This window comes from Sporosarcina luteola, from assembly GCF_007991495.1.
Classification (GTDB): Bacteria; Bacillota; Bacilli; order Bacillales_A; family Planococcaceae; genus Sporosarcina; species Sporosarcina luteola.
On record NZ_BJYL01000004.1, the window covers coordinates 198,730 to 212,551 of the forward strand.

Consider the following 13,822-nt stretch of genomic DNA (forward strand, 5'->3'; position numbering starts at 1 on the left):
CCCCCTTTTATTTTTTCTCTATGATCCGCAATTTTGCAGATCTTGATCTTTTATTCACTTCTATTTCTTCTGCACTTGGTAAAATCGGCTTTCTTGTTACTAATTTAAATTCGGGATCCATGCCTTCAGGAATGACAGGCAAGTTGGGTGGTAGTTCAGGTAATGAAGATGCTTCTTTGAAGATTGTTTTGCATAACCGGTCTTCCAATGAATGGAATGTGATGACAGAAATGCGTCCGCCGGAATTCAAAATCGTCAATGCTTCGGACAAGGAGTCTTCCGCAGCCCCGAGTTCATCATTAACTGCTATTCGTATTGCCTGGAATACCCTCTTTGCAGGATGGCCTCCTGTTCTACGAGCAGCAGCAGGAATTCCTTCTTTAATCAGTTCTGCTAGTTCTCCTGTCGTCTGTATCGGAGCTGTTTTTCTTGCCTCTTCAACTTTTCGTGCAATCCCTTTTGAGAACTTCTCCTCGCCGTATCTGAAAAAGATGCGTACCAAATCTTCATAAGACCACTCATTGACGACTTCGAATGCTGTCAATTCTGCCATTGTGTTCATGCGCATGTCCAGCGCGGCGTCATGATTGTAGCTGAATCCCCGTTCCGGAGTGTCAAGTTGCGGAGAAGATACACCAAGATCATAAAGAATACCATCTACGGAAGACAAACCGATTTTCGCCAGTTCATCTTTCAAATTCCTGAAATTCGAATGGATGAAAGTAATTTGCGATAGATAGTCTTTCAACTTCTCTTTTGCTGCTTCGATTGCTGTCGTGTCCTGATCAAAACAAATTAATCTACCTGCAGGCGACAGCCTTTTTACAATTTCCAAGCTATGGCCAGCGCCTCCAAGTGTACAGTCGACATAGACACCATCCGGTTTAATAGCCAAACCTTCGACGGCTTCTTGGAGTAACACTGTTGTATGGTCGAACATTGAAACCGCCTTCTTTCTTTAAGTGTTTTTAGAAATCAAAGTCAATAATATTTTCCGCAATTTCATTAAATGATTGCTCCGACTCGTCATAATAGGAATCCCATGACGTTTTCGACCAAATTTCGATCCGGCTGGAAACTCCGATGACGACACAATCCTTTTCAACTTTTGCGTATTCCAGTAATGAGGATGGAATATTGACACGTCCTTGCTTGTCAATCTCAACTTCTGTCGCTCCTGAAAAGAAAAACCGGGCAAATGCGCGGGCATCTTTTTTCGTAACCGGCAAGGCTTTTAGTTTTTCTTCGAGTCGCTTCCATTCCTCCATAGGGTAACCGAAGAGACAGTTATCCAATCCACGAGTCAGCACGAAGCCATCCGCCAAATATTCCCTGAATTTCGAAGGGACGATTAAGCGGCCTTTTGCATCGACGGTATGCTGATATTCACCCATGAACATACTCTTCACCCCACTATATGTTTTAAATGTACCACATCCCTCCACATTCCTCCACCAATATTAATACTTCATTTTAAAATGTGCCGATAGTACTTGTTTTATTGAGATATCCCATCAATCATAAAGTAAATGTAGGACCTAAAAAAAACGCTTTTCCAGTCGGAATTTGACTGGAAAAGCGGAAAAACATCAAAGATATACGATTTGGTGGGTGCCATCCATTTTCAACGGCTGACGGAGAAGGTCTTGGACCAATCCGGGACCATACTGATTCATGAAGGAATATGGTGTATAGATTCGTTCTTGCAAAGATTCTTCAGGCAGAAGTTCATTTTCGAGGATCCGATACTTCCGAAGTGCCACCTCATGCTTGATTAACAGTTCCTCTTCCGCTTTCTTTCTCAAGTAATTAAATTGCTTTTTATGAAATTCAAGGTTTTTCTGTAGCAAATCCTTCATTGTGGGATCTGCTTCTTTTGCCAATTCCTCGTATTGGCCCTTCAAAAGCGTTTCCGTCTCTTGGAGTAAACCTTCGAAGTGTTCATTTTGCAGGGATTCGATATACCGTTCACGCTCTTCTTGTACGTTGCCGGATAACACATCGCCTATCGTCAATGAAACATCATCCATTGCTTTTTTTGCGTCAGAAGTAACTAAAGTGATCGAAATACGCGGAACAAGGATCGGCATGCGTATTTCCATGTGGTGGAAAGCTTCTTTCAATAAAGCCCAATATGCGATTTCGCCAGGTCCACCGACGAATGCAAGTACTGGAAAGACCAAGTCCTGCATCATCGGACGCGTCGCAACATTATTACTGAGCAACCAAGGCTTTTCATTCGCCACATCCAACAATTCGTCATATGTAAAACGAATGCCGGTGCTCTTATTTACAAAATCCTCATTATCCCTTGATAATAAGACCCTTCCCGTTTCATGAACGTAGAAAAGGTTCGCAGCATCTTCCTCCGCTTGTATCGGTCGACCAAAACCTAATGCCTCAAAGTCCTTCTCTTTTTGTGCAATCAATTTTGCAAGTTCACCAGACTCCCTAACAAATCGGTCAAAATGGTTCTTTTCAATTTCACGTAAAGGCTTATATGCTGAATCGATGAACAAAAGTCCTTGCTCACTGAAAATACCGTTCATCAGTCTAACAAAAAAACCGGTAAATGTCTTTTCAGCTTTTACAGCCTGAAGGACGTCATTCCGCAACGTTTTTGTATAGCTTGTCTCTCCGAATTGGCGGAAGATGTCATTCACGAACGCTTCCATCTGCGTTTCGGAGTATTCAGCATCGGAAGCCATTAATTTCAGAATGAATTTTTCTCGATATTTTTGCTTTGTCGCTTTTCCGGAAGACTCTGTATAGACATGATTGATTTCATTCAAATCATGATCTTCTCCAGCAACCCAAAAAACCGGGACGACAGGAACGGATAACTCTTTCCGTTTCATCTCTGCTAACAGAATGACGGTAATCGCTTTATGGATCGAATAGAGAGGGCCCGTCATGATACCGGCCTGCTGACCACCGATTACGACGACCCCGTTATCGGAAAGCTCGTTGATATATGCTGAAGCTTTGTCCGATATGCCAAAAGGCTCCATAAAAGTATGAATGACTTCCGCAAGCTCTTTCCTCAGAAACGGTCGGTCGGAAAGCTCTTTCAACCTTTCCGGATAGGCATCATTCTCATTCTTATAATCAAAAAAAGTATGTATGAACTGTTCATCTTGATTGTATGCTTGCATTACTTTATTTCCATTTCGCAATTCAAATGTTTCAATATCCATTGTTGATGCCCCTTTTTACTGGTTTGAAAAGAGTATATCATTGAATTTCCTCAGATTGAAAAATATACGCTTATCACCGCAGATTAGCAAGCTTCATTTTACATATTCCGAAATTTTAAAGAAAACACCAGTTGCAATTAAAAGAACATACGCCAAACTTAACATTAAAAAATACACCCTCCATGTTTTTTGCAAAAAGCGAGTAATTTGAAACTCTTTTTCTTTTATTCGTTCAAAAACAGCAAGAATAATCGCAATCAATATAGCAGTTCCGATAATGTAAAAACCTGTTCCTTTTCCAAAAACCGTTAATGAAGTGATATATATGGATAGGAAAAGAAAGGGAGTTGTAAAATCCGCCGCCTTACCGATAACAACTGCTGGAGCCTTCCCCATTTTTCTCATTGTCACAAGGTAGACAACAGTCACAAGAAACGGAAACAATACGATGATCCCAGCAACGATTGAAAGGATTCCATTGATCATCAGCGATCATCTCCCATCTAGTACTAACAGCATTTTTTCAAGCATCTTCAGCAACGGCAAGGCGGATCCTCTTCGTTCAGCCATACCGATTACCGCTGACACAATCGTTTCTATTTCCATCGGATTTCCTTCTTGCCGATCTTTTAGCATCGATGAGCGATTCAACGCGGTTTTTCTGCAAATATCCTCAACAGCCTCTTTCGATAGATGATCTTGCATCTCAGGAAAAGCGCCTATGATCTCGTTAAACAATTCATCAAATAACATTTTGGCATATGTATTCTCCAGCAATTCACCATTTTTCAATTGTAAAATCGCGGTTAATGGGTTAATCATGCAATTAATAAGTACTTTTCGCAATACCAATTCTCTCGCACCGATTACGAATTCTACTGGAAAGGCAGCTGAATGGGCAAGCGTTAGTTGATCGAATGCCCTCTCATCCCCACGGAATGGGGCCACTTTCAACAGCCCGACACCATTGTGGGAAACTGTCCGATCATCCAAGCGGCCAGCGCCATGCTCCACGGAGGCAAAAAACAGATGTGGCAACTCCGTTTCGCTAACCATATTGAAATGTCCAATTCCATTTTGCAAAAACATCATCGGATTGCTTATATTCCTTCCATTCACCAATTCAAGTATGGATGCGACACCTCCAAACTTAACAGCAACAATCCACGGGGCTGTTGCCGGCAACATTCCTATATCCGTTTCGGCATTTACATTGAAGACCATTTCAGTTCCTTGCCCATCGACACGCCTGATTCCTTGATTCCGCAGAAGTATTGCTTGTTCTTCCCTTCTGACAAAGAACGTCACACCCCAGCCAGCCTCAGCCAAATACGAACCAATTAGTAATCCTATCGAACCCGCCCCCGCTATAACGACTTCCATCAGTATCCCCCTTTTTACAAAAGGGCGCCTTTGAAAAGGCGCCCTTAACTTTTCCTTTTATTCAATTATACAGGATAGACGGGATGTTTTTTAGGTGGTAATGGAAGTTCTTTTGTCGAATAGAATCGGAAGCGATCCGCCAACACTTCACGTAAATTCGAGGGAGCGATAATTTCATCAATAATCAGCTCGGAAGCCATTTTGTAAATATCGATTTCCTCTTTATATTCCTTATGCTTCGCTTGTACGAAAGCGATTTTTTCTTTCGGATCCTCAATTGCTTCAATTTTATTGGAATATACGGCATTGACCGCAGCCTCTGGGCCCATCACCGCAATTTGCGCTGTTGGCAATGCGATGCATACATCCGGTTCAAAAGCCGGACCTGCCATTGCATACAAACCTGCCCCATATGCCTTTCTCACAACGACTGAAATTTTAGGCACTGTCGCCGAACTCATCGCCATGATAAGCTTCGCACCGTGTCGTATAATTCCATCGCGTTCAACTTTCGTTCCGATCATGAAACCTGGCACATCCGCCAAGAACAATAACGGAATCGAAAAAGCATCACATAAGTTAATGAATTTCGCCGCCTTATCTGCCGAATCGACAAACAAAACACCGCCTTTAACTTTCGGTTGGTTCGCGATAATTCCAACAGGTTGGCCTTCAATACGCGCAAGTCCAGTAATCAATTCTGGAGCAAATAGTTTCTTAATATCAAAAAAGCTTCCTTCGTCGATCAATGCATCAATCGCTTCATACATATCGAAAGGTGCATTTTGGTTTTCCGGAATGATTTCTTCGAGCGTACGTCCTGCTTTCGCTTCAATTGATCCTTTCAACGAAGGCTTTTCTGTAAAGTTTGCAGGGAAAAATTCCAAATAGCGTCTCGCCTCACTGATCGCGATTTCCTCACTTTCAACAAGGACATCACCGCAGCCGCTAACGGAACAATGCATTTTCGCTCCGCCCATCTCTTCCAATGTAACCTTTTCCCCAATCACTTTTTCCGCCATACGCGGAGAACCCAAATACATGGATGCATTTCCCTCTACCATTATGACAATATCGCAAAATGCCGGAATATAAGCTCCCCCTGCAGCGGAAGGTCCGAACAGCAGGCAAATTTGCGGAATGAAGCCTGATAATCTCACTTGATTATGGAAAATTCGCCCCGCACCACGGCGATTCGGGAACATATCTAGCTGATCCGTTATTCGGGCTCCTGCTGAGTCAACAAGATACAACATCGGCACCCGGTTTTTTTCAGCGATTTCCTGTATACGAATGATCTTTTCAACTGTACGAGAGCCCCAAGAGCCCGCTTTCACTGTGGAATCATTTGCCATGACGCATACAGTTTGTCCATTCACTTTCCCCATTGCGGTCACTACGCCATCCGCAGGCAGATCGCCCGCCTCGCAATTCGCAAAACGGCCATCTTCCGTATATTGCCCGTCATCGAACAATAGCTTTAGACGATCGCGAACAAATAACTTGTTCTGTTCTTTCAATTTATCGTGATATTTCTGTTGACCACCCGCAAAAACTTCATTAATTCGTTTTTCGAGTTTCTCATTATAGACTGTCTGCCCCGTAAGTTTCGTCATCATTCTACCCCTTCCGATCCTAAGACGGAAATTTATGTTAAATTAATTCAAAGTGTCGAACACCGGATTTCCACTCCAGGCGGACGCTTTCCGCGGGCATGGCTTCAGCCTCCTCACTTCGCTTCGCTTCGTTGCGGGGTCTTCAGCTCATGCTATTCCCGCAGGAGTCGCCGCCTTCCATTCCAATCCTAGAGCAAGTAAAAACATTTTAATTCATTATATAGAAAATACTATAATCATCAATCAAGCTTCAATTTCAGCTAATACGTCTTCTTCGTTTACGAAATCTCCGACTTGTACATTGATAGCTGTCACTTTCCCTGCAACTTCTGTTTCGACGGGAATTTCCATTTTCATGGACTCAAGTACAATGATTACTTGCCCAGCTTGCACTTCTTCTCCAACCGCAACATTTACTGTAAATACCGTTCCTGCCATAGCCGCTTTTAATTGTGTCATATCTTTATATCCTCCTTATTTGTTTTCAACCAATCCGCCAAAACATTTGTATTATAATCGCCATCTCCGAATTCACTCGATCCGATAAACTTTTGGAAAAGGGGTATATTCGTTTTCACACCTTCAATAGTATACGAGTCGAAAAACATCATCGATTTCCGGATGGCTTCCTCGCGTGTATCCCCATGTACAATTACTTTTGCAATCATTGGATCATAAAACGGCGTAACGTTGCCGCCTTCTTCATACCCTGCATCGATACGCACATCTGTGTCGCTCGATTCTATCTTGCTAAGTTTTCCTGGTGACGGCATGAAAGTAACCGGATCTTCCGCATAAATACGGAATTCAATCGCGTGACCCGATAAGTTGATTTGCCCCTGTTCTTTAACAGGCAATCCATTTCCACGAGCAACTTCAATTTGCCACTCGACTAAATCGTATCCTGTGACCTCTTCAGTTACAGGATGCTCCACTTGCAACCGCGTGTTCATTTCCAAGAAATAAAAATCATCTTGCTCTGATAAAATAAATTCAACAGTGCCTGCATTTCGATAATCGACAGCTTTGGCGGCAGCGACTGCTGATGAGTGCAACTGTTTACGAACTGCTTCATTCAAACATGGAGAAGGCGACTCCTCGATCACTTTTTGATTTCTTCTTTGCACGGAGCAATTTCGTTCATACAGATGAACAATGTTGCCTTCATCATCTCCGAAAACTTGCACTTCAATATGACGGGCATTCTCGACAAATTTTTCAAGAAAAACGACGTCATCCCCAAAATAGGCTTTCGCACGGCTTTTAATAGATTGGAAGTGTTGACTGAGCGCTTGCTCATTTTCACAACGGATCATCCCAATGCCACCACCGCCTGCACTCGCTTTCAGCATAATCGGGTAGCCAATTTCACTGGCAGCGGTTATCGCCTCTTCTAAAGAGCCTATACCGTCGTCAGTACCTGGAACGACAGGAACTCCAGCCTTTTTCATTTTTATCCTCGAAGCGATTTTGTCCCCCATTAATTCAATCGTCTCCGCATCAGGGCCGATAAACGTCAGTCCCGCGTCTCTCACTTTTCGTGCAAAACCGGCATTTTCAGACAAAAGTCCATATCCAGGATGAATTGCATCCGCGCCGGCAGTTAAAGCAATTTCAATGATCTCGTCGGCCTTTAAATAGGATTGTTGAACAGGGCCGGGGCCGAGTAGAAATGCTTCATCGGCAAGCTTTACGAAAGGCATATGTTCATCCGCTTCTGAATAGACGGCTATTGTTGAAATACCGAGCCGCTTGCATGTTTCAATGATTCTAAGTGCAATTTCCCCACGATTTGCGATAAGAATTTTTTTCATATAAAAACCCCCAAACTACTAAAATGAACTTTTCCCCACTTCTAGTTTATACGAAGAATGAAACCGTTTTCAACTATTTGTCTGAATTCCTTTGATTATCTGACCTATATTAAGATATTATATCAGTTTTCATTTTTTACTAAAGAAGTTAGCAACGGCTTTGTGGTGGGCATCGCTTTCCCATAGTTGTGCACATTGTTCAGCTTCTTTGAGCATGCGCTTTTCGATTTCGTCCTTTTGCCAATTTGCAATGGCAATTTTTTTGTACGCTCGGTGTACAGACGGATGGATCTTTTTCATCTTTGAGATGAATTCATTCAAGCCGTTATGTGCATCGCCTTCATATAGAACGGTTGCCCAGCCGATTGCCTTCAATTGTTCTGCTGTATGTACTTGTGCCTCAGAAAGGAATTTCAAAACCGTATCATGGTTCTTCATTTTCGCGAATAGTTGCGTTGCACCGCCCCAGCCGCTTGTGATGGCGAGCGTCCCTTGGATGAAGCCCGCCTTCGCTTTTGAAGAGACGACTCTGTAATCGCATGCTGAAGCGATTTCACAGCCCCCTCCTACTGCCGCTCCATTAACTAGCGCAATGACAGGCATCGGCAATGTCGAAAGTCGATAAAGCAACCCAGTCATCCTGCTCAACATCGGAGAGGCTTCATCTGCGGTGCGAAATCCATGAAACTCCGATAAATCACCACCTGAACAAAATGCACGATCACCGCTTCCCGTTATAACGACAAAGGAAACGCTTTCATCTTTTTCAATAATTCCTAGGAATTTCTCCAAGCCATCCATTACATCATAATTGATCGCATTTCTCATTTCCGGTCGATTGATTCTAAATAAAGCGATCCCATCATTGAATTCTATTTTATATGACATTATAATTCCCCCTTTGTTATGATGACGTCTAGCTTCGTTTATCAGATACGACAGGCCGCCTTCCGCTTTATAGAATATAAAAAGATCACCGGAGCCATGGCCTCACGGTGATCTTTAAGTAGGTGACTTACCTTATTCGCCTACTACTTCTTTTCCTTTGTAATGACCGCAAGATTTGCAAACGCGGTGTGCCAGTTTCACTTCGCCACAATTATCGCAAGTTGTCATGCCTGGAACTTGTAATTTGTAATGTGTACGACGAAGTCTTTTAGCTGTTTTTGAAGTTCTTCTTTTTGGTACTGCCATTTGAGGCACCTCCTTATAATCGCCTATTCCTTGTCCGAATTAAAAAATTCAGCCAATCCCGCTAAACGCGGATCAACTTTCTTTTCCTTTTCTTCGGTTAACCGTGCTTCGTATTCTTCGTCGGTCGTATATGACCAACCTTTCCCCTCGGCGCTTTTCATTTCATCAGCATTTTCGCTATAGACTTGCAAAGGCACTTCCAGAAGAATTAATTCTTCAAAGACAGGGGTTGGGTCAATCACTTCACCTACTACCGGGTGAATTGAATCATCCGTAGCAAGAGTAGCTTCGTCCCAACTGAACTGCTCGTCCGTTTCAACTAAAAATGGAAATTTGACATCCTCCCATGTCCGTGAACAAGGTAACGTCATCTCACCTTCCAGTCGAAAATGGCAAGTCAGTTTCTTAGAACCGATCACACAGCGTCCCGTTACGTGGACAGGCTTAATATCCCGAATTTCCGGATTCCGTTCTTTGACGGAGTCAAGGTTGACCACTTCGTCAAGTGGCATATCTCCTTGCCTGTATTTCTGTAATTGATGAATGGACCATTTCACGTCTATATCACCTCAAGACAACACTGTTGATTATATAATGGATAAAAAGGGATGTCAAGATATTTTCTTGTCACCTAAAACAGAGCAACGTATAATGCAATTAGATTATACCGAAGGGGTGAACATATTGAAAGCAACAGGTATCGTAGTCGAATATAATCCGTTGCATAACGGTCATGTATACCATGCACATCAAGCGAAAGAGACAACCGAAGCAGATATAGTCATAGCCGTCATGAGCGGTAATTTCTTGCAAAGGGGCGAACCTGCATTCGTCGATAAATGGACGCGAGCGAAGATGGCATTGGAAAGCGGTGTTGATATTGTATTCGAATTGCCCTACCGTTTTGCGACCGGGAACGCTCCTATATTTGCGCTTGGCGCAATAAGCCTTCTTGACGCGGCTGGATGTTCTGCTTACTGCTTTGGGAGCGAAGATGGAGACATTGAGCCGTTTCAAAACAGTTTAGATCTTATTAATCTCTCCAAAAACGAATACGAATCCGCTGTCAAAAGTGCTGTTCAGGACGGGGTAAGTTATCCAATGGCATTAAATAATGCTTACCACTCTATCCAGTCTTACGCAGAAAAAGATCGTTCACTTGCAGATCTGTCCAAACCGAACAACATACTGGGATTCCATTACATGCAAGCAGCGCTTTCAATTGATTCAACGATGAAACCTGCCACTATAAAGCGACTCGGCGCCGATTACCACGAGAAGGATTTAATTGCAAAAAAGTTCGCAAGTGCTACAGGAATCCGAAAATCCTTCTTTTCTACAAATACCTTGGAAGAGGTAGCCGACTTCATCCCACCAGCGACAAAAAGTATGCTCAGTCATTGGAAAGCGGAAAGGGGTCAATTTGGCAACTGGGATACCTTTTATCCCTATTTAAGATATAGCATTTTACGGGATGGGCCCGATCGACTGCGTCACATCGCCGATATCTCAGAGGGCATCGAAAATTTGATTTATCGGGCTGCCCAAAAAAACAATTCCTTCCAAACGTTCATGGAAGAAGTGAAATCGAAGCGTTATACGTGGACGAGAATCCAGCGTATGCTTACTCATATTTTGACCGGGTTCACATATGACATGCGTTCGGAAATGGATGAGCCAGCTTATTTACGTTTGCTCGGAATGACCAATGACGGCCGCACCTTTTTAAATGAACGAAAAAAAGATTTGCCGATTCCACTCGTTAGTAAGGTGGCAGCCTATTCAGACCCCTCATTAGATATGGATATTCGTGCATCTGATATCTATGCATTGGCAATAGGGATCGATTCAGGCTGCGCCTTAACCGGATTGGATTATACCATTTCACCAATCTTGATAAATCATTTTGAAGGTAGATCTTTCAAGTAATCCAATGCATCGTCCACTGTCCGGACAGGCACGATTTTCATTTTCGTGCCTATTTTTTCTGCTTTTTTCACCGCTTCTTCATAGTTGGTCATAATCCCTGGATTCGCTTCACGTACTTCATCGGGTAAATCATCGTCCGGAGCAAAGAAAATTTCGACGCCTTCACGGTCTGCTGCAATCACTTTGAAGTCTGCGCCCCCGATTCGTCCAACCGTTCCGTCAGCCAGCATTTCACCCGTTCCCGCTATGTTATACCCTTTTGTCAAATCTTCATCCATTAACTGATTCATAATTTCAAGTGTAAACATTAGACCGGCTGAGGGTCCGCCAATCTCAGCAGTATGAATATCCACCTTCGGGTTAGTAGTAAGTTCGCGATCTTCTTGAAATTCTATTCCTAATCCGATTCGGCCTTCTGCATTCGGACTTGGAATTTCACTTAATGTTATTTCCAAATCGACAAGTTCGGCTTCCCTTTCAACTGAAATCATCACTTTATCATCTTTCCCTTTAGTAGAGATGAGTGCAGCGAATTGGCCGGGTTCTTGTAATTGCGTTCCATCGATTGCACGAATCTTGTCTCCAACCTCGAGATTTCCGTCAGCAGCCCCGTCTTTTAATACTCTAACGACGAAAACGCCATCGTACGTAACGTCGACCGGAATGCCTACTTTCGAGAATGCAACTGTGATCGCATTAAACTGAGAATCCGACATAAGCTTTTTTTGGCGAATATTGTATTCCTTATCGTCTTCCCCTTCACGTCTTACTTTAGCAATCGGCAGGATTTTCATCCGATCCGAAAATTGAGAGGCAACGTAGGAAAAGGGTGTCGCCTTACCAATTGAAATGGTCATGAGACTGAATGTACCCACATCATCCATATCTCCGCCTTCAACCTCTACGATCGGGGACAGATCGTAAGCCCCACCGGGTTTTGATACGTATGCATCAAGAGGATAAAGAAATAAAAACAATAAAAAAAGGACCGTAATCGCATACAAACCAACCCTTTTCAATCTCATCCCATCACACCTCCATTAATAGCCTGTACAGTTCAAGCATATAAGTTATAAAAGTTATAAACAAAAGCATTGGCGGGCATGACGCTCGTTAGCCTGCCATATTGTTTAATAGTGTACCACCAAAAATATCCATAATAAAGCAAAACACGGCTATTTATTCTTAAGTTGAAAGGAAGAGCATATTTGAAAAACACTATACATACTATGCCTTTGAATCGAACATGATCAATCTAATTATCATTTGGTGCCTGATCATCTTATTCATTTTACAACCCGGGATCGCCCATGATGGAGCGGTAGCTGGTGCCCAGTTATTTATGCATGCGCTTCTTCCTTACTTATTGCCCTATATCATCTTAACGCAGTGGTTATTAAAAATCCCCACGGAGTCGCGATCACCCAAAAGTTGGAAACGGTATGTAAAAGCATATATTTTAGGTTCTTTCGGAGGATTTCCCGTTGGAGCAGTAACCGTTACAGAAATGGTGAAAAACGGTGAATTATCAAGACGCGAGAGTGGTTATCTGCTTGCTGCATGTCATGCCCCAGGCCCGATGTTCATTTTAGGATTCGTAGGCACTGAGCTTTTCGGCAATACGATGTCCGGTTGGAAGCTGTTAGCTGCAATTCATATTGCGAATATCATCTTTTTCCTTTTGGCATTGCTATTGATGCGAAATAGCCAAACGAAAAGAGAAACTCCAAAACAGAAAAACAATGCAAAAACGAGTAGCTCGCCACTTTTGGACTCAATCAGGGACAGTACGAATGTTATTATCTTAGTCGCAACGACAGTTATATTTTTCTCTGCACTTGGAAATGTACTTACATCGTCAATTTCATCAGCCTTTACTGTCGACCTTGGAATTACAAAAACACTATTACTCGCCATTTTTGAGATGACTTCAGGCGTCCAATCAGCTACTGACCATTTCTTTACGAGTCCAGTATTCCCATTTTTAATTGCCGCAATCATTTCCATGAACGGATTAAGCATTCATATGCAAGTTTTTGTGATTGCAAAAACAGCAGACACTCCGCTTTTGCCCTATCTTATAAGCAGATTGTGGAGCATCATCACGGTCCCATTCATTTTATATTTAATTCTTTAATCAAATAAAAAAAGAGGGTGAGAATTGGTGATCTCCCCCTCTGTGTTAATGCATAACGGTATGATTAACCCTGGAATTTCTTTTTCAACGCCACTTCAACTTGCGATGGAACGAGAGCTGAGATTTCTCCTCCATACTTCGCGACTTCTTTTACAATAGATGAACTTAGAAAAGAGTATTGATTTTTCGTCATAACGAAAAAAGTTTCGATACTCTCATCCAACATTCTATTCATAGAGGTAATTTGCATTTCATACTCAAAATCAGAAATTGCACGCAGTCCACGAACGATGACGGAGGCACCTGCCTCGCGAGCATAGTCGATTAACAACCCACTCGATGATTCCACAATGACATTCGGAAACTTGGAAGTAACAGTTCGTATCAAGTCTTTCCTTTCTTCAACAGTAAACAATGAACGTTTCGAAGAGTTATTCATAACGGCTACTCTCACTTCCGGAAAAACTTTTGCCGCCCGTTCGATAATATCAAGATGACCATTCGTAATCGGATCAAAACTTCCAGGTACAACTGCAATTTTTGTCATGGATA

The 13,822-nt window shown here is 42.6% G+C and carries 15 protein-coding genes; 2 read left to right on the plus strand and 13 right to left on the minus strand.

The window, feature by feature from the left end; genetic code table 11:
- Window positions 1-7: 7 nt before the first annotated feature.
- The 11 genes from rsmH to SLU01_RS02195 form a co-directional block, all read right to left on the minus strand.
- Window positions 8-940 carry a 16S rRNA (cytosine(1402)-N(4))-methyltransferase RsmH gene (gene rsmH / locus SLU01_RS02145; RefSeq protein WP_147054834.1) on the minus strand — a complete coding sequence of 311 codons (933 nt, stop codon included), beginning with the start codon at window positions 938-940 and terminating at the stop codon, window positions 8-10.
- Window positions 941-968: 28 nt separating this feature from the next.
- Window positions 969-1,400, minus strand: a complete 432-nt coding sequence (gene mraZ, locus SLU01_RS02150) for a division/cell wall cluster transcriptional repressor MraZ (protein ID WP_147054936.1) — start codon at window positions 1,398-1,400, stop codon at window positions 969-971.
- A 189-nt stretch (window positions 1,401-1,589) separates the two neighbouring features.
- Window positions 1,590-3,197, minus strand: coding sequence for a bacillithiol biosynthesis cysteine-adding enzyme BshC (bshC, locus tag SLU01_RS02155; RefSeq protein ID WP_147054836.1), 1,608 nt, complete (start codon window positions 3,195-3,197; stop codon window positions 1,590-1,592).
- Window positions 3,198-3,290: 93 nt separating this feature from the next.
- Window positions 3,291-3,683, minus strand: coding sequence for a DUF3397 domain-containing protein (locus SLU01_RS02160; protein WP_147054838.1), 393 nt, complete (start codon window positions 3,681-3,683; stop codon window positions 3,291-3,293).
- A 6-nt stretch (window positions 3,684-3,689) separates the two neighbouring features.
- Complete coding sequence (locus tag SLU01_RS02165; protein ID WP_147054840.1) at window positions 3,690-4,580, minus strand: 2-dehydropantoate 2-reductase; 891 nt, start codon at window positions 4,578-4,580, stop codon at window positions 3,690-3,692.
- Window positions 4,581-4,645: 65 nt separating this feature from the next.
- Complete coding sequence (locus SLU01_RS02170) at window positions 4,646-6,196, minus strand: acyl-CoA carboxylase subunit beta (protein ID WP_147054842.1); 1,551 nt, start codon at window positions 6,194-6,196, stop codon at window positions 4,646-4,648.
- Window positions 6,197-6,439: 243 nt separating this feature from the next.
- Entirely contained in the window at window positions 6,440-6,655 is a 216-nt protein-coding gene (locus SLU01_RS02175) for a biotin/lipoyl-containing protein (protein WP_147054844.1), read from the minus strand.
- Window positions 6,652-8,010, minus strand: a complete 1,359-nt coding sequence (locus SLU01_RS02180; RefSeq protein ID WP_147054846.1) for an acetyl-CoA carboxylase biotin carboxylase subunit — start codon at window positions 8,008-8,010, stop codon at window positions 6,652-6,654. The genes SLU01_RS02175 and SLU01_RS02180 overlap by 4 nt, the downstream gene beginning before the upstream one ends.
- A gap of 129 nt (window positions 8,011-8,139) precedes the next feature.
- A complete protein-coding gene (locus SLU01_RS02185; RefSeq protein ID WP_147054848.1) occupies window positions 8,140-8,898 on the minus strand; it encodes an enoyl-CoA hydratase/isomerase family protein in 759 nt (252 codons plus the stop codon).
- Window positions 8,899-9,030: 132 nt separating this feature from the next.
- Entirely contained in the window at window positions 9,031-9,204 is a 174-nt protein-coding gene (gene rpmF, locus SLU01_RS02190; protein WP_147054850.1) for a 50S ribosomal protein L32, read from the minus strand.
- Between the two features lie 23 nt (window positions 9,205-9,227).
- Entirely contained in the window at window positions 9,228-9,761 is a 534-nt protein-coding gene (locus SLU01_RS02195; protein ID WP_147054852.1) for a YceD family protein, read from the minus strand.
- 127 nt (window positions 9,762-9,888) lie between these two features.
- On the opposite strand from SLU01_RS02195, the gene SLU01_RS02200 reads away from it, so the two are divergent.
- Window positions 9,889-11,133: a nucleotidyltransferase gene (locus tag SLU01_RS02200; protein WP_147054854.1), complete on the plus strand. Its 1,245-nt coding sequence runs from the start codon at window positions 9,889-9,891 to the stop codon at window positions 11,131-11,133.
- Here the strand turns inward: SLU01_RS02200 and SLU01_RS02205 are convergent.
- A complete protein-coding gene (locus SLU01_RS02205) occupies window positions 11,106-12,158 on the minus strand; it encodes a SepM family pheromone-processing serine protease (RefSeq protein WP_147054856.1) in 1,053 nt (350 codons plus the stop codon). The two genes, SLU01_RS02200 and SLU01_RS02205, sit on opposite strands and share 28 nt — an antisense overlap.
- Window positions 12,159-12,379: 221 nt before the next feature.
- Between SLU01_RS02205 and SLU01_RS02210 the strand changes: the two genes are divergently transcribed.
- On the plus strand, window positions 12,380-13,270 hold the full coding sequence (locus SLU01_RS02210) for a hypothetical protein (protein ID WP_147054858.1): 891 nt from the start codon (window positions 12,380-12,382) through the stop codon (window positions 13,268-13,270).
- 64 nt (window positions 13,271-13,334) lie between these two features.
- Here the strand turns inward: SLU01_RS02210 and coaD are convergent, their stop codons facing one another.
- On the minus strand, window positions 13,335-13,817 hold the full coding sequence (gene coaD, locus SLU01_RS02215; RefSeq protein ID WP_147054860.1) for a pantetheine-phosphate adenylyltransferase: 483 nt from the start codon (window positions 13,815-13,817) through the stop codon (window positions 13,335-13,337).
- Between the last annotated feature and the right edge of the window lie 5 nt (window positions 13,818-13,822).

Coding starts and splice junctions, on each gene's coding strand:
- rsmH (WP_147054834.1), bottom strand. CDS start 940: ATGTTCGACCATACAACAGTGTTACTCCAAGAAGCCGTCGAAGGTTTG.
- mraZ (WP_147054936.1), bottom strand. CDS start 1,400: ATGTTCATGGGTGAATATCAGCATACCGTCGATGCAAAAGGCCGCTTA.
- bshC (WP_147054836.1), bottom strand. CDS start 3,197: ATGGATATTGAAACATTTGAATTGCGAAATGGAAATAAAGTAATGCAA.
- SLU01_RS02160 (WP_147054838.1), bottom strand. CDS start 3,683: ATGATCAATGGAATCCTTTCAATCGTTGCTGGGATCATCGTATTGTTT.
- SLU01_RS02165 (WP_147054840.1), bottom strand. CDS start 4,580: ATGGAAGTCGTTATAGCGGGGGCGGGTTCGATAGGATTACTAATTGGT.
- SLU01_RS02170 (WP_147054842.1), bottom strand. CDS start 6,196: ATGACGAAACTTACGGGGCAGACAGTCTATAATGAGAAACTCGAAAAA.
- SLU01_RS02175 (WP_147054844.1), bottom strand. CDS start 6,655: ATGACACAATTAAAAGCGGCTATGGCAGGAACGGTATTTACAGTAAAT.
- SLU01_RS02180 (WP_147054846.1), bottom strand. CDS start 8,010: ATGAAAAAAATTCTTATCGCAAATCGTGGGGAAATTGCACTTAGAATC.
- SLU01_RS02185 (WP_147054848.1), bottom strand. CDS start 8,898: ATGTCATATAAAATAGAATTCAATGATGGGATCGCTTTATTTAGAATC.
- rpmF (WP_147054850.1), bottom strand. CDS start 9,204: ATGGCAGTACCAAAAAGAAGAACTTCAAAAACAGCTAAAAGACTTCGT.
- SLU01_RS02205 (WP_147054856.1), bottom strand. CDS start 12,158: ATGAGATTGAAAAGGGTTGGTTTGTATGCGATTACGGTCCTTTTTTTA.
- SLU01_RS02210 (WP_147054858.1), top strand. CDS start 12,380: ATGATCAATCTAATTATCATTTGGTGCCTGATCATCTTATTCATTTTA.
- coaD (WP_147054860.1), bottom strand. CDS start 13,817: ATGACAAAAATTGCAGTTGTACCTGGAAGTTTTGATCCGATTACGAAT.